The organism is Tenacibaculum ascidiaceicola, assembly GCF_047470925.1.
GTDB classification, from domain to species: Bacteria; Bacteroidota; Bacteroidia; order Flavobacteriales; family Flavobacteriaceae; genus Polaribacter; species Polaribacter discolor.
Genome location: NZ_JAZKJP010000010.1, coordinates 232325 through 252341, shown reverse-complemented (window position 1 = coordinate 252341; position 20017 = coordinate 232325). Strand labels below are relative to the sequence as shown.

Here is a 20017-nt window from a genome sequence, read left to right as displayed (position 1 = left end):
TAAGGGGAAAAAACACCAACACATTTGTTGGTGTTTTTTATTGTTGTTTTACTATATTGCTTTTAAATTCAAGTTAATTAATGAAAAACTTCACCCTGTTTTTTTTCTTTCTATTAAACCTCAATATTTTTTCACAAGAAATAGCTATTATACAATATAATGGAGGTGGTGATTGGTATGCAAACCCTACAGCATTACCAAATCTTGTAAAGTTTACTAATCTAAACACAAAAGCACAAATTGATAAAGACATACAAAGCATTAAACTTGATGATGATACCATCCTTAACTATCCTATAGTTTTCATTACTGGACATGGTAATGTTTTATTTACAGATAATGAAGTATCAACACTAAGAAACTACCTTATTTCTGGAGGCTTCTTACACATATCAGACAATTATGGTCTTGATAAGTACATACGAAGAGAATTAAAAAAAGTTTTTCCCGAGCTAAAACTTCAAGAAATTCCTAATAACCATCCTATTTATCATCAAACCTTCTCTTTTCCTAAAGGTCTGCCAAAAATTCACGAGCATGATAAAAAGCCACCACAAGGATTTGGTTTATTCTACAAAGGTAGACTCGTAGTTTTTTATGATTATGAAAGTGATTTAAGTGATGGTTGGGAGGATACCGCAGTACATAACGACCCAAAAGAAATCAGAACTAAAGCTCTACAAATGGGAGCGAACATAATAGAGTATGCTTTTAAACATTAACACTTTACAGATTGATAATATTAAGATTAATTTTGACACAGAGGCTTTATGGATGCTTAATATTGCTCTAGCAATAATTATGTTTGGTATTGCCTTAGATATAAAAATAGATGACTTTAAAAGACTTGTTAACAACCCTAAAATATTATTTGTCGGATTATTATCTCAGTTTATTCTACTTCCTTTTTTAACTTTTGTTCTTGTTAATATTATTAATCCATATCCTAGTTTTGCTTTGGGTATGATGATGATTGCTGCTTGTCCAGGGGGAAATGTTTCTAACTTTTTTAGTAAAATGGCAAAAGGCAACGCTGCATTATCTGTCAGCCTAACGGCTTTTTCTACAATTATTTGTTTAATAATGACTCCTTTAAACCTACAGTTATGGGGTAGTTTATATGAACCTACCAATGAAATTTTAAAAAGTGTTTCCTTAAATCCTTTTGAGCTTTTTAAACTTGTACTTCTTATTTTAGGGATTCCAATAGTTTTAGGAATGCTAGTTAATCATTACCATCATGAAATGGCGAAAAAAATAAATAAGCTTTTACGTCCGTTTTCTATCTTCTTTTTCCTCTTATTAATTGTAATAGCATTGTATGATAATGCGAATATTTTTAAAAACTATATACATTTAGTATTGTTTCTCGTAATATTTCATAACATTTATGCGTTTGTTATAGGCTATGTTACCGCTAAATCTTTTAAGTTAAATAAAAAGGATTGTAAAACGATTTCTATGGAAACTGGAATACAAAATGGTGGCTTAGGTTTACTTCTTATTTTTAGCTTTTTTGACGGCTTAGGCGGTATGGCTCTTCTTGCTGCGTTCTGGGGTGTTTGGGATATTTTTTCAGGAATGATGTTAGCTACTTATTGGGGAAGAAATAAACAATAAATGAAAACACTTTTATACTACTTTTTTAAACTCTTTGTAAGAACCGGTTTATTCTTTTACTCTAAAAAAACAACAGTGATTGGTAGTGAACGTATACCAAAAAATGAAGCTGTAATTTTTACTGCTAATCATCCTAATGGTTTAATTGATCCTTTGCTCATAGCCACCCACATAAAAAGGAGAACAAACTTTTTAGTACGCGCTGCAGTATTTAATAACCCTATTATTGCTAAGTTTTTTAACTTACTTGGAATGATGCCTATATATCGTATTAGAGATGGTGTACAACAGCTTAGTAAAAACGAAGAAATTTTTAATAAATGTCAGTTGATATTAAAAAATAACAAAACCTTACTAATCTTTCCAGAGGGAACTCATAAAAAATATAGAACTGTTAGACCTTTAAGTAAAGGTTTTACAAGAATTATTTTTAAAACTTTAGATAATTTCCCTGACACTAAAATTAATATCGTTCCTGTAGGAATTACATATCAAAATGTATCTAGTTACCCTTCAAAAACTGCTATCCATTTTGGCTCTCCAATTTTGGCTAACAATTATTACGATAAACAAAACATAAATCAATCAGTAAAAAACATAAAGGAACTTGTTTCAAATCAACTAGAAGATTTAAGTGTTCATATAAAACAAGATGAAAATTATGAAACTATTTTGTCTACCTTAAACAATGCTCAAGTTGATTTTACCAAAGTTAATCATGTTAATGCTCTTATAAAAGACAAAAAAATACTTCCACAAAAAAAGCGCAGTATAAACTACGCTCTTCCTTTACTTTTATTAATTGTTTTAAATAGCTTAGTTCCATATTCAATTTGGAAGCTTTTAAGTAAAAAAGTAGACGAAATAGAGTTTATAGACACCTTTAGGTTTGGTGTAAATGCTATTTTATTTCCTTTGTTCTACTGTATCCAAAGCTGGGTAATTAATATCTTTTTTGGCTGGAAAATAGCTTTACTCTATTTTTTAACTTCTTTCTTACTTATTCTTTTATACACCAAATTATCTATTACTCCGCCATCAAAATAGCATCTTGAATATCTTGCTGAATTTTAGTACGTATATTACTTTTTACTAAACCATAATTTCTCATTGTGGGATAAATTCTATTTGATAAAAACACATATACAACACCTGTTGCTGGATCTGCCCAAGTATAAGTTCCTGTAAAACCACTATGCCCAAAACTTACATCTGACACACAACCACAGGTAGCTTTAACTTTAGGGTTTAACTGTGGTTTATCAAAACCTAAACCTCTACGTACTTTTTTGTTTGCATAATAACGCTTATTAAACTTGTGTACAGTTTCTGGCTCTAAGTACTTTTTTCCTCCATAAGAACCATCTTGTAAAAACATTTGCATAATTTTAGCTACATCATTTGCGTTTGCAAACAAACCAGCATGTCCACCAACACCTCCAAGCATTGCTGCTCCCATATCATGAACATACCCATGAACTAATTGGTGTCTGTAGTAATTATCTCTTTCAGTAGGAACAATTTCATCTTTTGTAAACTTAGTTAAAGGTAAGTAAGTCATTCTATTTGCTCCAATAGATTGATAAAACTGCTCATCAACTAGTTTATTTAATGGTCTTTTGTATTTTCTTTCTATAATTTCTTTAAAAATATAGTATCCTAAATCACTATACTTATACCCTACCCTTTTTCGTTGCTCTGAATCTACTATCTGCTTGTATATTGAATCTTTATATTCTTTAGCTAGGTATAAATTTTTAGCTACTTTTATACTAAACCTTGGTGTGCGCTTTTTTCTATAAAATTTAGTAGAGTTTTTACCTGTTATACTATCTTTAGTACCCAAGTAAAAAGGAATCCAAGAACGTAAGCGTCCGTAATGAGATAATACTTCTTTTAATAGTAAAGTATCTTTATTAGACTTACTATATCGTGGTAAAACATCTCCTAAACTTGAAAACAAACTTATTTTTCTCTCTTCTTCGGCTTTCATTATCATTGGTAACGATGCCAATATTTTGGTTAAAGAAGCTAAATCATAAATATCAGAATTTTTAACAGGATGTTTTTTTTCTAAAGTATGATAACCAAAGCTCTTGTTATAAATCACTTTACCATCCTTAGCTACTAAAATTTGTCCTCCTGGAGACATTTTCTCTTGTAAAATGGTATCGATTCTTTTGTCTATAATTGAAAGTTTTTCTGATGAAACTCCGGCCTCTTCAGGAATTGTATACTGTAACACATCCAATCCATCTACCAATAGTCCATACCCAACTTTAAACTCATTTTTTATAGATACTGGCAACTTTCCTTTTAAATCGAAAGCTCCAAAAAGAGCTTGCGCTGAAAGTTCTTGAGCTAACTTACTATTTTGGTATGACATAACAACTCCTTCTATATTAGTAAAAGAAGGAACTTGAAGTAAACTATAAGGACTAGCAAAGACATCTAACACTACTTTATTACTTCTAGCTATTTCTTGTAACCAAACAAGGTCTTTGTTAGAAAACTTATAACTTTTCCATGGGTTTTTATTTGATTTATGAAAACCAATAACTATAAGATTATACTTTTCTAACTTCTTCTTTAAAACGCTTAAATGCTTATCTGAAACTTTATCTACCTTAGTATAATTTTTAAGCATTTCATAGAAATCTGATCCATTATCACTTCCTAAAGAAACATAAGCTACTTTTTTATCCTTAAGGTTGTTAATTGGTAAAATGGCTCCTTCATTTTTCAAAACTGTGATAGAGTTTTTTATCAACTTACGATGTAAAACCTCATCATAAGGATTATTTATATCTTTTAGAACATTTTCTGTAACAATAGGCTTATACTTATTCAATCCAACTAGGTATTTAGCCTTTAAAATCTTTTTAACTGAATGATTTAAGCGCGCCTCTGTTAATTTCCCTTCTAAAAGAGCTTTTTTAATCAATCTAATTGAACCTGGAACATCTTGAGGAATCAATAACATATCATTCCCTGCTAAAATTGCTGCCAAATCTATTTCTGCTGGTGTTGAGTAATTTGCAGCTCCTTTCATATTCAGTCCATCAGTAATAACTAATCCTTTAAAACCTAGTCTGTTTTGTAACAGATTAGTCACTACACTTTTTGATAATGATGATGGTAGTTTTGGATTGGTTTCTAATGCTGGAATGCTTAGATGTGCAGTCATTACACTTCCTACTCCTGCTTCAAATATTTTTTTGAATGGATATAACTCTATAGAATCTAAGCGTCTTTCACTAAAATTAACTGTTGGTAATGTGTGATGAGAATCTGCTTCAGTATCTCCATGTCCTGGAAAATGCTTCGCATTTGCTAACACGCCTACACCTTGCATTCCTTTTGTAAAAGCTATAGCTTTTTCTGCTACATTTTCTTTACTCTCTCCAAAAGAACGGTTTCCTATAATAGGATTATTCGGATTTGTATTTACATCTACAACTGGAGCAAAATTCATATGAATTCCTACTCTCTTACAATGTTCTCCTATTCTTTTACCAACTTCTTGAAGTAGAACGGTGTCTTTAACAGCTCCTAAAGTCATGTTCCAAGGAAAACGATATGTATTTTTTAAACGCATATCCAAACCCCATTCACCATCAAAACCTACCATTAGAGGTACTTTTGCTAATTTTTGATATTTATTGTTTAAAACTACTTGTTTATCTGGTGTTCCTTGCATAAAAATAATATTTCCTACATGGTATTTTGTAACCATACTTGAAATAAAATCCTCATGCTTTTTATCTTTATTTGAATAAGCTTGTATCATGAACAACTGCCCTATTTTTTCATCAACAGACATGCTTTTCATAATACTATCTACCCAAACATTTTGTGCTATAGAATCTTTTGCCAACAAAGGATCTACTTGCTGAGCTTGAATTATTTGTATAAAAACAAACGCTAGTACCGTAAATACTTTTCTCTTCATATTATCATACTTCTTTACAAACTTTACACATTATTGTAAAGTTTTAATTCCTTTTAAATGAAATCAATAGTTATACCAAAAATCGTGCATGCCAACTCTCATTTGCTGGCACTTCCCATTTTTTCTCAAAATCTTCTTTAGTATTTACCATATTATTAAACACAACTGTTTCTGCTGTTACTTTTTGTTCTTTGGCAAAATTTTGGAACTCTGGAAGTTTTACGATATTAATGTTATCTCCGTCTTTAAAAGAAACATTCATTTTATCCATTAAATCTAATTCTAGCTCTTTTTCTAATTCTTGTATAAAACGTACAGAAGCATCTATTGAACACCCTGAAACGTTATTAAAATTCTCATCTACTCCCAATATTAAAAATTGATTGTACTTAATAGTAAAAGATCCTCTTAAATCATCCCCATGACGCGTCCAATTATCTATAAAAAGTAATGCTTTTGCACTAATAAACTCTATTTCTTCTTGTGTAAACTCTCTATCTGACTGATACACCCAAACTCTTGAGTTTTGAGGTAGTTTTTTATATTCTGTAAACATTTTTATAGTGTTTGTTTTCGTAATATCTAAATTAAAGAACAACTTAGATAATTACTAAAAATAAATGTTAAAGATTACCTTAAATTAAATTTTTGTTGTAAAGCTTGTAGCTTTTCTTCATCTGTCATGGTATCTTTTGGTGCCGACATTCTTTCTTTTATTTCTCGTAATACTTTTTTTGTATATAACGGAAAATCGGCATTTTGTATCCAAGCATTATATCCTGGGTTCTCTTTTAGTACTTCTTCTACAGTTCTTCCTTTATACTTTCCAAAAGAAAAGATTTCTTGGTCTTTATCATTAAATAAGATAAAACCAGCAAAATCAGCTCTTTTTCCATGTGTGGAAAACTCACTTAATGCCTCTACTGAGTTTTCTAAATCTTCATACTTCTCAACTTGTGCTAATAAGATTTCATAAGTTGCATTGGTATCTGCTTCTGCTCCATGTGCTCCTACTAACTCTTTTCCACAATAAAACTGATATCCTGCTCCTAACGTTCGTTGTTCCTTTTTATGAAAAATAGTTTGTACATCTACAGCTTTACGGTTATTCATATCGAAATCAATTCCTGCTCGTAATAATTCTTCTGCTAATAAAGGAATATCAAATCGGTTTGAGTTAAACCCTGCTAAATCAGCATCGCCAATTAGCTCATTTATTTGCGGTGCTAATTCTTTAAAAGTTGGTTCTGTTACTACTTTTTCATTAGTAATTCCATGAATATCTGATGCTTCTTTTGGTATTTCTATTTCTGGATTCACCAACCATGTTTTACTTTCTTTATTACCATTAGGAAACACTTTTAAAATAGATATTTCAACTACTCTATCTTTAGCTATGTTTACTCCTGTTGTTTCTAAATCAAAAAATACGATTGGTTTTGTTAAGTTTAGTTTCATGTATATTGTTTCTCTAGTTCGAAAGTTTTTAATATTTAAAAAGTTGGTATGTTCTCTATCTATACTTTACAGCTTTGTACTTTCTAACTCTTTATTCTTTATTTAATTCTTTTTTGAATTCATCTATTTGGTCTAACACTTTCTGCGGAAGTGTAGGCTCTTTAAAATTATATTTTTCTAACTCTTCTTCTAACGTTTTTGCTACAATGTAACGTGCTGTTGGTTTATCATCAGCTGGTATTATATACCAAGGTGCGTTATCTGTAGATGTTCTTTGCAACATATCTTCATAACACTCTTGATATTTATTCCACAACTTTCTTTCCTCAAGATCACCAGCAGAAAATTTCCAGTTTTTTTCTTCAATATTTAACCTACGTAATAACCTATTTTTTTGTTCTTCTTTAGATACATTTAAAAAGAATTTTAAAACAATAGTTCCGTTTTCTGATATGTGTTTCTCAAACTGATTAATACGTTCCATTCTACTATGATAAAAAGCATCAGTTAAATCATCTAAACTTTTTACTGTCGGAATATTTTCTGCAAATATATACTCTGGATGCACTCTTGTTACCAAAACATTCTCGTAATGTGTACGATTAAAAACTCCTATTTTTCCTTTTGCGGGTAATGCAGTATAATGACGCCATAAAAAATCGTGCTTCAACTCCAAATCTGTTGGTACTTTAAAACTATGTACCACTACTCCACGCGCATTTACATCTTTAAAAACTTCGCGAATTAAACTGTCTTTTCCCGCTGTATCCATTCCTTGTAAGCACAATAAAACACTATACTTACCCTCTGCATACATAGTGTCTTGTAAATCACTAATCTTTTTTCTTGATTTTTTTAGCTTTTTCTTAGCATTATCGACAATTTCTTTAGTTGAAAATTCTTTTAACTCTCTTTTTTTAGAAAATTTATAGGTATTTGTGTTCATTCGCTTTTTATATAGTATAAAAGTACAAAAATATAGAGTTTTTTAATTGATTTTTTCTTGGTTATTATCAATTATTACAATTAAATCTAAAATATTTCTTAATTTATTTTTTTGAGCTTTACTTCCAAATAAACAACAGATGAATAAAACAATTATTATACAAGCTAGCTCTAAAAGTACAGGAAACACTAATAAAGTGATTAACTACCTCAACAGTAATAAATCTTTTGATTTTGTTGACTTAAAAACCAAAAATATTGGTGTGTTTGAATACGACTTCTCTAATGCTGGTGATGACTTTATTCCCCTAATGGAAGAAATTATTAACAAGTACGATACCCTTGTATTTGCTACTCCTGTTTACTGGTATACCATGAGTGCTACTTTAAAAACTTTTTTTGACAGATTGTCTGACCTACTAAAATATAAGAAAGATTTAGGAAGACAATTACGTGGTAAAAATATGGCTATGATTAGTAACTCATGGGCTGATGACCGTAGAAATGGTTTTGAAATGCCTTTTATTGAAAGTGCTAAATATTTAGGTATGAACTATCTTGGTAGTACCCATGCTTGGTTTACTGAAGACGGAAACGACATACATCCTGATGCTAAAGTTAAAATTAATGAATTTAGAAATATTTTAGCTACTAAAAATTTTAAGGATGTTTTAACCCGTTAGAATTTTAAGATGTCGTTTTTTTACAATTTATAAGAAACCTTTGACAGTATTTTTGAGTTTTAATTTTAATTCATCACAATGCAAAAAGTAATTATAGCTCAAATAACAATTCAACAAGGAAAAGAAAACGATTTTTTGAAATTGGCTGTAGAAATGGTAAAAACGAGTAACGCTGAAACAGGATGTATTACCTATCAATTACATAAAGACCTATTTAATGAAGGTAATTATTTGTTTTATGAAGAGTATATTGATAGCAAAGCTGTAAATACACATAATAACTCTGCTTACTTTCATCAATTTATAAAGGATATTACTCCTTTAATTACCAAAGAGCCTATTATAAATATTTATTAATTTAAATGAGTATAAAACACTATAAACCATCAAATTACCTATCTCCTTATATTGATAGGTATTTTGTTTGTTCTCAAACCAAAAGTCTTCCTTTAATTTTACCAGGCACTGGTTTAGAAGTACTTTTTCATATTGATACCCCTTTATCTATCAATAATAAAAAATTAGATGTTGCTCATATTATTTGTCCGAGGGAAAAATTAATTTTTGATTCAACTAACAATGTAAATTATATTTCTGTACGTTTTCATAGTGGCGGTTTTAGACATTTTACTTCCATACCACATACACAAATTGTTAATCAATATTTGTCTGTAGAAGGAATATGGAATAATGAAGGTAGAGAACTTTTAGAAATTCTTTATTCATTACCTAGTATAGAAGAAAAAATTAAACTAATTGATTTCTTTCTATGCAATCAATTAAAAAAACATCATTTTTCTACTATCGTTAATTGGGATTTGATAATTAAAACTCTATACAAAAACTTTAATTCAATATCTCTTCACGAATTAGCCTATCATAGTAACTTAAGTTACCGTCAATTTGAACGTCTTTTCAAACAAAAGTTTGGCGTTTCTCCTAAAAAATTTCAACGAATCACTAGGCTTCAAAAAACTGTAAAACAAGTATTGCTATCGAGTAACAAACATTATTTGTCTACTGCTTTAGATAATGGTTATTACGACCAAAGTCATTTTATTAAAGAATTTCAAAGTTTTACAAATCTTAAACCTTCCCAGTATTTTGTAACTAAAAACTTTGAAAACCACTTTTATTATAAACCTTTAAGCTAGTCAATCCAGTTTTTAAAATCTTTTACACGCTCCCTACTTACAATTATTTCTGAGTCTTCATAAGATTCTAATTTTAGTTGTAAGCGTGAGTTTGTATAAGACACAATATCTTTTATAGCGTTTATATGTACTATAAATGTTCTATTTACTCTAAAAAACTGCTCTGGATCTAACTCTTCTTGCCAGTACTCTAAAGAATTATCTATCAAATAGTTTCTGTTGGAATTGGTCTGTATATAAGTTGCTTTATTTTCCGAATAAAAGCATTCAATATCTTCTGTATTAATTATTTTTAAGTGCTGTCCTACTTTTATAGTAAATCGTTTTTTATACTTTCTATCTACAGGATTAATTAATAGCTTACGAATGTCATTTATATTGACTTGAATGTTACTTTGTAAAGGTTGATGTTCTTTAAACTTATCTACAGCTATTTTTAACTCGTCTTCATCTATTGGCTTTAATAGATAGTCTATTGAATTTAACTTGAATGCTTTTAATGCATATTCGTCATAAGCAGTGGTAAAAATAATGGCTGATTTTACTATTACTTCTTCAAAAATCTCAAATGATAACCCGTCTGAAAGCTGAATATCTAAAAATATCAAATCTGGATGAGTATTATTTTGAAACCAATTAATTGATTCTTCTACTGAATGCAACATTTGCTGAACTTCTATGTTTAGTTCCGCTAACATTCTACTTAACCTTCTTGCAGCTGGCTTTTCATCTTCAATAATTATAACATTCATAGTTTGGTTTATTTTTAGCAATTATTTGTTCATATATTCTTTAATCTTTCGTTCTTCCCATTTTTTAGAAAAAAGTTTTCCTTTTGCAAAAACATTAAATCCGTGTAAAAATACTATAACTCCCCACCAAAAGAATAAATTATAGTTGTTTATATCTAAAAAGGCCTCCATTACTGACTCATCTCTATAAACAATATCTTTATATATTACTAAGTCTTAAGACCATTCTCCTCTATATGGGTTATAACTACATTTAAGAGGTTTTGAGAGAGGATTAATGGGTTCAGAGAGAAACGCTCTACAATCAGTGCAAATATGTCTGAATTCACATACTTTACAATCGTTTATGTCATCTTTTTTTATAGATGTAAGTTTTGTATAATCTTTACTATTTAATAGTTCCTTTGAAATAAATTCTACCTCCGTGTTTTTTATATTTCCAAAAGTTAAATCGAGAGCTGGGCAATTTTTTATATTCCCTTTTCTATCAATTGCTAGTTTTTGATTTAAACAAGAGTTAAAATTTAGAGACTCTAAAAATTTTTCCTGATTAAGAGTGAAGTATTTTTTAGAGATAGTACCACAAAAAGAAAAATCAGTAAATGTTGTCTCAAGATGTTTGGAGGTAAAAAAAGGAATTTGAAAATAATTCTCTTCTGAAAAAGAGCTTCCATGTAAAATAACTTTTTTAAACCTTGGATTACTGAGGTGAGCTTCTTCAAAAAATGCTTTATCTTGATTATTATGGTATTTCATAATGATTTCGATAGTAGATAAGCTTTTTAAATTAAAAAGCTTTAAAAGCTTATTTAATTCCGTTTTACTCAAAGAAAAATAACAGACGAAATGTAATGATTTACTGCTAGTTATTCTTGCTATTTCTTTTATCCTTTGAAGTTTTTCAAAATCAAAAAAATCTAGTTCTACAATAATATCATTTAATTGGTTCGCTGTCTTATAAGTAGTATCAAGATCAGGAAACAAATCGAATTCTTCTATCTCACAAAAAAAACCAAAATTTTTATTCTCCAAATGAAGCAGGGCTTCATCTATAATTTTTTCTTCATCAGGATGAAACTCTTTTTTTATAGAAGAAATACTCTCTCTATTATTAAGGCTTTCTATTATATCTGCTATTTCATTTGGCAAAATAAAGACTTCTTTTGCTTGTAAATCACAAATAGTAGACCTACTAGCTCCTTTTACTATTAAACAATTAGCAAATAATTGGAAATAATTTTTCTTTATCATAATCTTATAATTTCTTTATGAGGATTTGACATAGATTCAGGAACTTTTTTTATTTCTTGAGGAATCTTTAAGTAGGAATCATTTTTTGCATAGGTTATATATTTAGTTATAACAGGTAATAAGTGTTGTTTATCTCTCATTTTCATTTCTTTTAATTAGCTAAATAATCAGCTATTTTTTCTTCTATTCTATAATTACAGGGATAAGAGAGCATTCCGAATTGACCAACTGGATTAACCTCTAAAAAGTAATATTTGTTATTTGGTGTAACAAGAATATCAATAGAACCAGAGTTTAAGTTTAACCTACTCATTAAGAGTTTTATTTTGCTCTCTATTTTTTCAGGTAATTTATAGGGGACTTTTCTTTGCACTATATCAAAATCATGGTTTCTCAAATCTATAGATGTTGCTTTGTTTTTCTGAGAAAATATAGCCATAGAATAAGTCTTATCATCTAAGTAAAAAACTCTCAATTCATATTTTTTTTGAATTGTTTTTTGAAACAAAGAAGGAAAAAATGTATCTTCTTTTATATCATCAACTAGATTGGTATACATGGCTCCTTTCTTCTTATTAATTCTTATTATAGGATTTCCAAAAATTGTTTTAGTTACTAAAGAAGTTTCGTACTTTTTAATTTTTAAAAACTCTTTTTTTGAATTTATGACATAACTTTTAGGAACATTTAAACCTACACTTTCTGCAATATCTATTGCAATCAATTTATTTACAGTTGCAGTTGAAAACGTATTTAGGTGTTTTTTCTTAAATAACAAAAAATATAAATACTCTTTTAAAGATTCTCCCTCTAATTCTAAAAAACTTAAAAGGGACTTGTATATTTTTTTATAATCCTTTTCTGTAGAGACAAAAGAATTATTATTTATATATCCTCTTCTATACCAAACTGATTTTATTTCAGATAATTTAAAACTTTCATTATTAAAATTAAAAAGAAAGTCATCAGCAACAGGGGTTACAATTACTTTATCTTCTTTATTTATACGTATCCATGCTACATTTTTCCTGTTAAGCCAGCTAATAACATCCAAAGTAGAAGCCTCATTTTCTTTTGAAATTATTAAAACCATAATTATTGAATTAATTCAATTTAAAAATGCTAGACAAATTTGCCTAGCACTCTTTTTCACAAAATGTAATCCTACTACAAATTATTACTCTCTAGTTATAAATTGTAGAAGGTCCCCAGCTAATTTTGTCTATACAATCAGTATCACCTCCTTCTGAACTAGCAGCGGTAGAATATTTTACCATATCCCCTGGCGATTCTACCGAATGCTCACCTCCTTTAACACTAGACATTGATTGGTTGTTTAAACTTTCATTTTCTTGAGCGAAGGCTCCGATCGATTTTAATGATCTTTTCATAATAAATATTTATAATTAATAATTAGGTTACAATTTTAATTCCACAAGTTTATAAGGTAGTCTTGCCAAAAAATATCAAACTCGATAGTTGGTAATCCAATTCTTAGCTTTCTTCTATTTTCATTGTAATAGCTATATTTTTTTGGTGAAAGCTCTTTTGTGTTATATGTCCCATAAAGTTGTTCTCTGTCATTATATAAATGGTATTGATCTACCATAATGGCATAGATATGAGGTTCGCATTTACCTTCAAAAATAAATTTCTTCATTTTAGGTAAAAAATAGTTCATTCTTATGCTATCCTTTGTATGCAATAAGAGAACATCAATGTCAACTACTGAACCTTTATAAAATTTAGGACCTATAATTGTTTCATTTGGGAATATATTTTTCTCAAATAAATCAACTAAAAGTTTCTCATTAATAGAATCACTTTTTTTCCAAAGCTTATCTTTATCTTTTCCTTCATAATAAGTTCTGTAATATTGATCTTCTTCAATCGCCTTGAATAATTGCTTTCGCAAAACCGTATCTAAAGATTTGACATAAGAATCATTCAAAGAATCAATTTCTCTCTTACTAATTTTATGTTTTTTAAGTAAATGTTTTAAAGTGGAATCTCTGTGCATATACATAGAAGAAGCTCCTCCATATTCACTAATTAAACGCTCAACTTCTTTTTTAGAAACATCATTTCCTGATAAATGCTTAGAAATTACATACCTGGTATATTCTCTAAAATTAAAGGTGTTCAAAGGCTTGTATTTATTGAATGTCTCATTGAAAATATTATATGCTTCTGAATATCTTTTTACAGCAAACAAGGAATCTGCCTTTGCCACATTACTATAATAAGTGGAGTAAGAATTTTCAGAAGTTTCAAGGCTTTTATTTTCTTTAACAGCCCTACAAGAAGCTAATAAGAAAGGAGCAAAAAGCACAAAAGATAAAACAGAGGATAAATTTAATTTCAATTTTTAATTCTTTTTCAGTATACAAATATATACAAAAACATATAAAACACGCAACTGAAACATAGTTTAATAGAAAGTTGCTTAAAATTTTAACATTTATTTTTACAAATCAAAACCATATATTACCACAAGAAAAACACTCATATTCTTCATTATGCTTGTAGATTTTTTTAATTTCTTCTACTCTTCTTTGAGCTCTTATATATTGTTGTTCTCTATTTAAAGTTTCCATTTTCTTTCTTTTTTAATTCATCTAGATACTCTTGTATTTTACGTTGTTCCCAATCTTTATTAAAAAACATATTGTTTCCAAATACTCCTAACCAATGAAAAAAAACTCCAATCCCCCAAAAAAGCCAAGTAGCATACACCCCAAAATTGGTTATTGATTTTGTAAAAGTTAATTTATCTTCATTCATCAATCCCATAATAATTACGACTGAAATAAATATATTCACAATTACATACGCTGCCAAGTGCCAGTAAAATCCTTTTATTTTTTCTACTCTTTTTTTAGCTAATAAATATTTATGTTCTTCTTTATAATCATTTTCCATACTAATCCTTTTTATTAAGGTATTCGTTTATCTTTTTCTCCTCCCAATCTTTTCCAAAACCTAATGCATTAACTCCAAAAACTAGCATCCAATGAATAAAAGTAACTAGTACTATTCCTATAACAGGAAACCAAAACCAATGATAATAAGGTGAGAATTTTAAATTCACTAAAACAATAATAATTACTGAAATTATATTTACTAAAACATGAGCATAAAACCCTTTAACCTGTTTTACTTTCTTTTTTGCTTCTAAATACTTTTTCTCTTCTGTATAATTATTTTCCATTGTTATTATTTTCTAAAAATTCTTTAATTTTTCGTTCTTCCCAATCTTTTCCTAACCCTATTTTTTCTATTCCGAAAACTCCTAGCCAATGAAAAAACACACCTATTAACATTCCTATTATTGGGTAATAAAACCAATGATAACTGGGTACAAACTTTAAGTTTATAAAAATCAAAACGGGTATAATTAGTACTGTTACTATAAGGTGAACATAAAAACCTTTAATTTTTTCTACTTTCTTTTTTGCTTTTGCGTATTTATACTCTATTGTATGGTCTTTTTTCATTTTACTTATAGTTTTTATCATCATCCATTAATTCCTTAATCTTGCGTTCTTCCCAGTTTTTTCCTAAGAATAAACTATAATTATTTACTTCTAAATAATGAAAAACTAGTCCTATTCCCCAACCTATCATTGGAAACCAAAACCATTGAAATTTTGAATATGTTTTAAGGTTTATAAATATTAAAAAAGGAATGACTATACAATACGAAACTAAATTTTGGTAAAACTCTTTTAGTTTTTCTACCTTTTCTACTGCTTTTACGTAGTTACTATTCTCTAAACTTTTTGTATCCATGATACTATCTTTTATATTAATTAACAGTGGTAAACACACTGTAAATGTTTTATTGTTATTAATTATTTGAACGTTTTTATCAGTTATTAAACCGTAACGATCTGCTATATTTCTTAATCCAACTTTTGTGCTTTTTCCTATAGCTTCTTTTGGATTAATATTATTTTGAATTTTTAAGAAGCCTTCTTCTTCAAAAATCTTTATTTCTAAAGGTTTAGTTGAAGAAACTACATTATGCTTTACTGCATTCTCTAATAATAATTGAAGAGATAATGGAACTATTTTTAAATCGGGATTACTTACTTCTTCTGGAATATTAAATTGTACAGCTTCTTCAAAACGCATTTGTAATAATTCCATATACGTCTTAGCAAATTGTAATTCTTCTTGTATAGGTACTAATTCTTTATTTCGTTGCTCTAATACATACCTATATACTTTAGATAATTTTGTAGTAAATTTTTCTGCTTGCTTTGGGTTTTCACTTATTAAAGAGGTTAGTACATTTAGACTATTGAATAAAAAGTGTGGATCTATTTGACTCTTTAAGGTTTCAAACTTTGCTGTTTCTGTTTTAGCTACTATTTCATGCTGTGTGGTTTCTTGTTTTACCGATGCCTTCCAGTTTACCATAAAATCTTTTGCATGGAAAAACACAGCGATGGCTAATGAAAGTATAATTGCAAATAAATGCATCCATAAAAACTGACCTTTAAAAAAGTTATCTATATTGTTATTAAAAATAACAAAGTATTGCACGTAATGGATTAATAATACTGCCACTACAGTGTAGCTTATTGTTGTTATGATACCTGCCCAAACTCTTTGATTGGTTTGTGAAACCCAATCCCACTTTTCACTTAAGTAGTCATTAATAACTCCATTGCCTAGTCCTAAAATAAAAGAATACATTGCTGAAAACAAAAACACCAATCCAGCTTCTTTTAACGTAAATGCTTGATTTATTAAAGTAAAAACAACACCAAAAATGATTGTAAGCTTTGTACAAATCCAAATATCATTTTTTAAGTTCTTAAGTGTTTTTTTTAATGGTGTCTTCATTTCTTTTCTTTTATTTACTACAAACTTAAGTTTACCTTAGTTCATTAAAATTTAATATCGAAAGATACATCTTTATCCTTAACTAAGAATTTTGCGGCTTCATATTGAGGTGGTCCAAAACGTGATAAATTATTATTTGATGCACCATAATCTTCTAAAGGCATTCCGTTAGGTTCAAAATCCATTCTATTATTATTGTTTGCATCATGAAAACAAATAATAGCATACTCACCAACAGGTACTTTTTCAAAAACCACAGTGCTTTTTCCTTCTTTTACTAGTGATTCTTTAGCTTCCAATGGTTCTTTTCTAAAGTTCTCTTTAGTGTATAAAGCGAACTTTACTTTTCCTTTGTCAGAAGTAACGTTTACAACTGTTGCTGTAATTGTTTTGTTTTGAGCTGACACTGTTTCAATAGTAAACAAAATTGCTATAACAAAAATGTGTATTAAGATTTTCATCGTGTTATTTTTTATGGTTAATTATGACACAAATATTCATCAAAGACTTTATTTCTAAAATAAAAACAAACTGAGTTGTATTATTTTTAGGATGAGCTGTAACAATTTGTATTTTTGAGCTACTTATAACATATCAACTCTACTAAACTTAGTGAAAAAAGAATTAGAAAATAAATTTTTAACTGATTTCGAAGCCAATCAAAACATTGTGCATAAGGTCTGTAGGATTTATACTACTAACCAAGAAGCTCATAATGATTTGTTTCAAGAAATTACCATTCAGTTATGGAAAAACTATAGTAAGTTCAGAGGAGATGCAAAGTTTAGCACTTGGATGTATCGAGTAGCATTAAATACTGCTATTTCTTTATACAGAAAATCAACAAGAAGTATAAAAACACAAAATTTCACAGATTATTCTTTTAAAATTAAAGCTGAAGAGTATGATGATACTGAGGAGGTACAGTTAAAAGCTCTGTATGGTGCTATCCGTAAATTAAATGATATTGATAAGGCATTAATTTTTTTATACCTAGAAGATAAACCTTACAAAGAAATCTCTGAAACTTTAGGTATTAGTGAGGTAAATGCTCGTGTGAAAATGAATAGAGCAAAAGATAAATTGAAAAAAGTATTAAACCCATAGTAATAAATGGATTTAGATTTAGATAAATATAAAAAGGCTTGGGGTAATCAATCAGAAGAAACAAACAAAGTTTCTAAGGTTGATATTTATAGAATGGCACATTCCAAGTCATCATCAATAGTAAAATGGATTTTTATTATTGGCCTTTTAGAGTTCGTTTTTGTAGCGGTTATTAATTCTTTTTTTAGAGTCAATCCTGATGATTATGATGCTTTAAAAGGTCATTTTATAGGAAATTACATGCTCGAAATTGAGATACTTTCTTATTTAATAATCATTTATTTCTTAATACGTTTTTATAAAAACTACAAAAGTATTTCTACTTCAGATAACACTAAAGTTTTAATGTCTAAGATTTTAAAAACTCGTAAAACAGTTAAAGCTTATGTTTTTATTAATTTAAGTTTTGTTTTTATTGTTGCCCTTATTACCATAACTCAAACCCTGTTATACGAAGAGCATGCTCATACTGCTACTTTTTATATAACTGTAATTGTTGTTTCTATTTTCCTTATAATTATAATTATAGGTCTATATTGGTTATTTTACCAACTACTATATGGTATTTTACTACGAAAGCTTAACAAAAACTATAAAGAGTTAGCGAAGCTTGAAGAATTAAACTAAAAACTTACTAACTATTTTATAAACTTCTCTTAACATTTTGTGATGACTATTCCCTATATTAGCTGAGTTAACCTTTTACATATGAGAAAATTACTACTTTTTGGATTTTTAATTTGTTCTACTATTGCTTTTACTCAGGAAGATCATTTTTGGAATAATGTTCGCTTTGGAGGTAGTGTTGGTTTTGGGTTTGGTTCTAACAATACAACACTTTCCATATCTCCTGCAGCTGTATATGATTTTAACGATAGTTTTTCTCTAGGTGTGGGTATTGGGTATTCTTACAACAAAAAAGATTCTTTTAAATCAAATATTTTTAGTCCAAACATATTTATACTATACAGGCCTATTAGAGAGATAGAGCTTTCTTCAGATTTACAACAAATGTATGTTCACAGAAAGTCTAATTCATTCTCTGAAAAGTACAACTACCCTGCATTGAACTTAGGAATTTCATATAAAACAGGTAGTGTATCCTTGGGAGTACAATACGATGTTCTATATGACGAAAATAAAAGTATCTATGCTTCAGGTTTTACTCCCGTAGTTAGAGTTTTCTTTTAAAAAAACGCTTTCAATTCTTCTAGCAGCTTTTCATGCATATCATCCGTATAATCTAAATGTGTTACAATACGGATTTTTCCTTCACCCATTGAAATTAGTAATACACCTCTTTCTGCCATCTTTTTCATAAAGTCATCTGGGTTTATTGAATCTTCTACATAAAAAATAACAATATTCGTTTCAATAGGTTCTACTTTTACTACGTAAGAACATTTTTCTAAAACAGCCCCAATTTCTTTTGCTTTCTTATGATCCTCAGCTAAACGTTCCACTTGATTATCTAAAGCATAAATTCCCGCTGCTGCTAAAAAACCTGCTTGACGCATTCCCCCACCAAATAACTTACGTACACGTAATGCTTTTTCAATATGAGCTTTACTACCCACTAATACAGATCCTACAGGAGCTCCTAATCCTTTTGACAAACAAATTGAAATCGTATCAAATAACTCTCCATATTGCTTTGGAGCTTCATTTTTTGCTACTAATGCATTAAATAAACGTGCTCCATCTAAATGATATGCCAAATCATTTGCTTTAGCTACTTTTTGAATCTTTTGCAATTCTTCAAAATCCCAACAAGCACCACCTCCTTTATTCGTCGTATTTTCAGCACAAACTAATCTACTGTATGGAGTATGGATATCATTTCTTCCTCCAACTAAACTATCTAACTGTTTAGCTGTAAACATTCCTCTATCTCCATCAATCAAACAAGAAGTTACCCCTGCATTAAATGCAGCTCCTCCTCCTTCATAATTATATACATGTGCCCATTTATCACAAAACATTCTATCCCCTGGCTGTGTATGAATTTTTATCGCAGTTTGATTTACCATGGTTCCCGAAGGAAAAAATAAAGCATCTTCCATTCCAAACATATCAGCTACTTTTTCTTGTAGTAAATTTACTGTTGGATCTGCTTTAAAAACATCATCTCCTACCTTAGCACTCATCATTGCTTCCAACATTCCTTTAGTTGGCTTCGTTACAGTATCACTTATTAAGTTTATTTCCATTTCTAACTACGATTTATAAAATGTATTTTTG

Annotated in this window: 26 protein-coding genes; 9 read left to right on the top strand and 17 right to left on the bottom strand. The window is 28.9% G+C overall.

Features of this window, described 5'->3' with window-relative positions:
- Positions 1-80: 80 nt before the first annotated feature.
- Genes VBY68_RS10990 through VBY68_RS10980 form a run of 3 tightly spaced genes read left to right on the top strand, consistent with a single transcriptional unit; the run spans position 81 to position 2667 of the window.
- Positions 81-722 (top strand): DUF4159 domain-containing protein, encoded by a 642-nt coding sequence (locus VBY68_RS10990; protein ID WP_415269753.1) that lies wholly within the window; start codon positions 81-83, stop codon positions 720-722.
- Positions 706-1620: a bile acid:sodium symporter family protein gene (locus VBY68_RS10985; protein ID WP_415269752.1), complete on the top strand. Its 915-nt coding sequence runs from the start codon at positions 706-708 to the stop codon at positions 1618-1620. Before VBY68_RS10990 ends, VBY68_RS10985 begins: the two co-directional genes overlap by 17 nt.
- Positions 1621-2667 (top strand): lysophospholipid acyltransferase family protein, encoded by a 1047-nt coding sequence (locus VBY68_RS10980; RefSeq protein ID WP_415269751.1) that lies wholly within the window; start codon positions 1621-1623, stop codon positions 2665-2667.
- On the opposite strand, the gene VBY68_RS10975 is transcribed toward VBY68_RS10980, so the two are convergent.
- The 4 genes from VBY68_RS10975 to VBY68_RS10960 form a co-directional block, all read right to left on the bottom strand.
- Complete coding sequence (locus VBY68_RS10975; protein ID WP_415269750.1) at positions 2648-5572, bottom strand: glycoside hydrolase family 3 N-terminal domain-containing protein; 2925 nt, start codon at positions 5570-5572, stop codon at positions 2648-2650. The two genes, VBY68_RS10980 and VBY68_RS10975, sit on opposite strands and share 20 nt — an antisense overlap.
- 70 nt (positions 5573-5642) lie before the next feature.
- Positions 5643-6128 (bottom strand): ABC transporter ATPase, encoded by a 486-nt coding sequence (locus VBY68_RS10970; protein WP_415269749.1) that lies wholly within the window; start codon positions 6126-6128, stop codon positions 5643-5645.
- A gap of 74 nt (positions 6129-6202) precedes the next feature.
- Complete coding sequence (locus tag VBY68_RS10965; RefSeq protein WP_099216437.1) at positions 6203-7030, bottom strand: 3'-5' exonuclease; 828 nt, start codon at positions 7028-7030, stop codon at positions 6203-6205.
- 91 nt (positions 7031-7121) lie between these two features.
- A complete protein-coding gene (locus VBY68_RS10960; RefSeq protein WP_415269748.1) occupies positions 7122-7976 on the bottom strand; it encodes a PPK2 family polyphosphate kinase in 855 nt (284 codons plus the stop codon).
- A 139-nt stretch (positions 7977-8115) separates the two neighbouring features.
- Between VBY68_RS10960 and VBY68_RS10955 the strand changes: the two genes are divergently transcribed.
- From VBY68_RS10955 to VBY68_RS10945, 3 genes are all read left to right on the top strand, one after another.
- A complete protein-coding gene (locus tag VBY68_RS10955; protein ID WP_124590867.1) occupies positions 8116-8658 on the top strand; it encodes a flavodoxin family protein in 543 nt (180 codons plus the stop codon).
- A gap of 78 nt (positions 8659-8736) precedes the next feature.
- A complete protein-coding gene (locus VBY68_RS10950; RefSeq protein ID WP_415269747.1) occupies positions 8737-9015 on the top strand; it encodes a putative quinol monooxygenase in 279 nt (92 codons plus the stop codon).
- Positions 9016-9020: 5 nt separating this feature from the next.
- Positions 9021-9812: a helix-turn-helix domain-containing protein gene (locus VBY68_RS10945; RefSeq protein ID WP_415269746.1), complete on the top strand. Its 792-nt coding sequence runs from the start codon at positions 9021-9023 to the stop codon at positions 9810-9812.
- On the opposite strand, the gene VBY68_RS10940 is transcribed toward VBY68_RS10945, so the two are convergent.
- From VBY68_RS10940 to VBY68_RS10885, 12 genes are all read right to left on the bottom strand, one after another.
- The gene (locus VBY68_RS10940; RefSeq protein WP_121147164.1) at positions 9809-10564 is read right to left on the bottom strand and encodes a LytR/AlgR family response regulator transcription factor; all 756 of its coding nucleotides are present in this window, start codon (positions 10562-10564) and stop codon (positions 9809-9811) included. The genes VBY68_RS10945 and VBY68_RS10940 overlap by 4 nt on opposite strands.
- Positions 10565-10585: 21 nt before the next feature.
- Positions 10586-10735: a 2TM domain-containing protein gene (locus VBY68_RS10935; protein WP_415269745.1), complete on the bottom strand. Its 150-nt coding sequence runs from the start codon at positions 10733-10735 to the stop codon at positions 10586-10588.
- Between the two features lie 45 nt (positions 10736-10780).
- On the bottom strand, positions 10781-11815 hold the full coding sequence (gene gwsS / locus VBY68_RS10930; protein ID WP_415269744.1) for a grasp-with-spasm system SPASM domain peptide maturase: 1035 nt from the start codon (positions 11813-11815) through the stop codon (positions 10781-10783).
- A complete protein-coding gene (locus tag VBY68_RS10925; RefSeq protein ID WP_415269743.1) occupies positions 11812-11955 on the bottom strand; it encodes a hypothetical protein in 144 nt (47 codons plus the stop codon). The genes gwsS and VBY68_RS10925 overlap by 4 nt, the downstream gene beginning before the upstream one ends.
- 11 nt (positions 11956-11966) lie before the next feature.
- Entirely contained in the window at positions 11967-12908 is a 942-nt protein-coding gene (gene gwsG / locus VBY68_RS10920) for a grasp-with-spasm system ATP-grasp peptide maturase (protein WP_415269742.1), read from the bottom strand.
- 91 nt (positions 12909-12999) lie between these two features.
- Positions 13000-13206: a hypothetical protein gene (locus VBY68_RS10915; RefSeq protein ID WP_415269741.1), complete on the bottom strand. Its 207-nt coding sequence runs from the start codon at positions 13204-13206 to the stop codon at positions 13000-13002.
- Between the two features lie 35 nt (positions 13207-13241).
- Positions 13242-14180 (bottom strand): hypothetical protein, encoded by a 939-nt coding sequence (locus VBY68_RS10910; RefSeq protein ID WP_415269740.1) that lies wholly within the window; start codon positions 14178-14180, stop codon positions 13242-13244.
- Between the two features lie 215 nt (positions 14181-14395).
- Entirely contained in the window at positions 14396-14737 is a 342-nt protein-coding gene (locus VBY68_RS10905) for a 2TM domain-containing protein (protein ID WP_415269739.1), read from the bottom strand.
- Position 14738: 1 nt separating this feature from the next.
- Positions 14739-15026 (bottom strand): 2TM domain-containing protein, encoded by a 288-nt coding sequence (locus tag VBY68_RS10900; protein ID WP_408026953.1) that lies wholly within the window; start codon positions 15024-15026, stop codon positions 14739-14741.
- The gene (locus tag VBY68_RS10895) at positions 15016-15312 is read right to left on the bottom strand and encodes a 2TM domain-containing protein (protein ID WP_099216482.1); all 297 of its coding nucleotides are present in this window, start codon (positions 15310-15312) and stop codon (positions 15016-15018) included. Before VBY68_RS10895 ends, VBY68_RS10900 begins: the two co-directional genes overlap by 11 nt.
- A gap of 1 nt (position 15313) precedes the next feature.
- A complete protein-coding gene (locus tag VBY68_RS10890; RefSeq protein ID WP_121147162.1) occupies positions 15314-16669 on the bottom strand; it encodes a 2TM domain-containing protein in 1356 nt (451 codons plus the stop codon).
- Between the two features lie 44 nt (positions 16670-16713).
- Entirely contained in the window at positions 16714-17130 is a 417-nt protein-coding gene (locus tag VBY68_RS10885; RefSeq protein ID WP_124590862.1) for a DUF2141 domain-containing protein, read from the bottom strand.
- Between the two features lie 151 nt (positions 17131-17281).
- On the opposite strand from VBY68_RS10885, the gene VBY68_RS10880 reads away from it, so the two are divergent.
- From VBY68_RS10880 to VBY68_RS10870, 3 genes are all read left to right on the top strand, one after another.
- Positions 17282-17776, top strand: a complete 495-nt coding sequence (locus VBY68_RS10880) for an RNA polymerase sigma factor (RefSeq protein WP_124590861.1) — start codon at positions 17282-17284, stop codon at positions 17774-17776.
- Positions 17777-17782: 6 nt separating this feature from the next.
- A complete protein-coding gene (locus VBY68_RS10875) occupies positions 17783-18403 on the top strand; it encodes a hypothetical protein (RefSeq protein ID WP_273694604.1) in 621 nt (206 codons plus the stop codon).
- 81 nt (positions 18404-18484) lie between these two features.
- Positions 18485-18967 carry a hypothetical protein gene (locus VBY68_RS10870; RefSeq protein ID WP_415269738.1) on the top strand — a complete coding sequence of 161 codons (483 nt, stop codon included), beginning with the start codon at positions 18485-18487 and terminating at the stop codon, positions 18965-18967.
- Here the strand turns inward: VBY68_RS10870 and VBY68_RS10865 are convergent.
- A complete protein-coding gene (locus tag VBY68_RS10865) occupies positions 18964-19986 on the bottom strand; it encodes a threonine aldolase family protein (protein WP_415269737.1) in 1023 nt (340 codons plus the stop codon). The genes VBY68_RS10870 and VBY68_RS10865 overlap by 4 nt on opposite strands.
- Positions 19987-20017 lie beyond the last annotated feature (31 nt).

Bases quoted from the DNA above. Each gene is read 5' to 3' on its own strand.
- VBY68_RS10990 (WP_415269753.1), top strand. From the start codon at position 81: ATGAAAAACTTCACCCTGTTTTTTTTCTTTCTATTAAACCTCAATATT.
- VBY68_RS10985 (WP_415269752.1), top strand. From the start codon at position 706: ATGCTTTTAAACATTAACACTTTACAGATTGATAATATTAAGATTAAT.
- VBY68_RS10980 (WP_415269751.1), top strand. From the start codon at position 1,621: ATGAAAACACTTTTATACTACTTTTTTAAACTCTTTGTAAGAACCGGT.
- VBY68_RS10975 (WP_415269750.1), bottom strand. From the start codon at position 5,572: ATGAAGAGAAAAGTATTTACGGTACTAGCGTTTGTTTTTATACAAATA.
- VBY68_RS10970 (WP_415269749.1), bottom strand. From the start codon at position 6,128: ATGTTTACAGAATATAAAAAACTACCTCAAAACTCAAGAGTTTGGGTG.
- VBY68_RS10965 (WP_099216437.1), bottom strand. From the start codon at position 7,030: ATGAAACTAAACTTAACAAAACCAATCGTATTTTTTGATTTAGAAACA.
- VBY68_RS10960 (WP_415269748.1), bottom strand. From the start codon at position 7,976: ATGAACACAAATACCTATAAATTTTCTAAAAAAAGAGAGTTAAAAGAA.
- VBY68_RS10955 (WP_124590867.1), top strand. From the start codon at position 8,116: ATGAATAAAACAATTATTATACAAGCTAGCTCTAAAAGTACAGGAAAC.
- VBY68_RS10950 (WP_415269747.1), top strand. From the start codon at position 8,737: ATGCAAAAAGTAATTATAGCTCAAATAACAATTCAACAAGGAAAAGAA.
- VBY68_RS10945 (WP_415269746.1), top strand. From the start codon at position 9,021: ATGAGTATAAAACACTATAAACCATCAAATTACCTATCTCCTTATATT.
- VBY68_RS10940 (WP_121147164.1), bottom strand. From the start codon at position 10,564: ATGAATGTTATAATTATTGAAGATGAAAAGCCAGCTGCAAGAAGGTTA.
- VBY68_RS10935 (WP_415269745.1), bottom strand. From the start codon at position 10,735: ATGGAGGCCTTTTTAGATATAAACAACTATAATTTATTCTTTTGGTGG.
- gwsS (WP_415269744.1), bottom strand. From the start codon at position 11,815: ATGATAAAGAAAAATTATTTCCAATTATTTGCTAATTGTTTAATAGTA.
- VBY68_RS10925 (WP_415269743.1), bottom strand. From the start codon at position 11,955: ATGAGAGATAAACAACACTTATTACCTGTTATAACTAAATATATAACC.
- gwsG (WP_415269742.1), bottom strand. From the start codon at position 12,908: ATGGTTTTAATAATTTCAAAAGAAAATGAGGCTTCTACTTTGGATGTT.
- VBY68_RS10915 (WP_415269741.1), bottom strand. From the start codon at position 13,206: ATGAAAAGATCATTAAAATCGATCGGAGCCTTCGCTCAAGAAAATGAA.
- VBY68_RS10905 (WP_415269739.1), bottom strand. From the start codon at position 14,737: ATGGAAAATGATTATAAAGAAGAACATAAATATTTATTAGCTAAAAAA.
- VBY68_RS10900 (WP_408026953.1), bottom strand. From the start codon at position 15,026: ATGGAAAATAATTATACAGAAGAGAAAAAGTATTTAGAAGCAAAAAAG.
- VBY68_RS10895 (WP_099216482.1), bottom strand. From the start codon at position 15,312: ATGAAAAAAGACCATACAATAGAGTATAAATACGCAAAAGCAAAAAAG.
- VBY68_RS10890 (WP_121147162.1), bottom strand. From the start codon at position 16,669: ATGAAGACACCATTAAAAAAAACACTTAAGAACTTAAAAAATGATATT.
- VBY68_RS10885 (WP_124590862.1), bottom strand. From the start codon at position 17,130: ATGAAAATCTTAATACACATTTTTGTTATAGCAATTTTGTTTACTATT.
- VBY68_RS10875 (WP_273694604.1), top strand. From the start codon at position 17,783: ATGGATTTAGATTTAGATAAATATAAAAAGGCTTGGGGTAATCAATCA.
- VBY68_RS10870 (WP_415269738.1), top strand. From the start codon at position 18,485: ATGAGAAAATTACTACTTTTTGGATTTTTAATTTGTTCTACTATTGCT.
- VBY68_RS10865 (WP_415269737.1), bottom strand. From the start codon at position 19,986: ATGGAAATAAACTTAATAAGTGATACTGTAACGAAGCCAACTAAAGGA.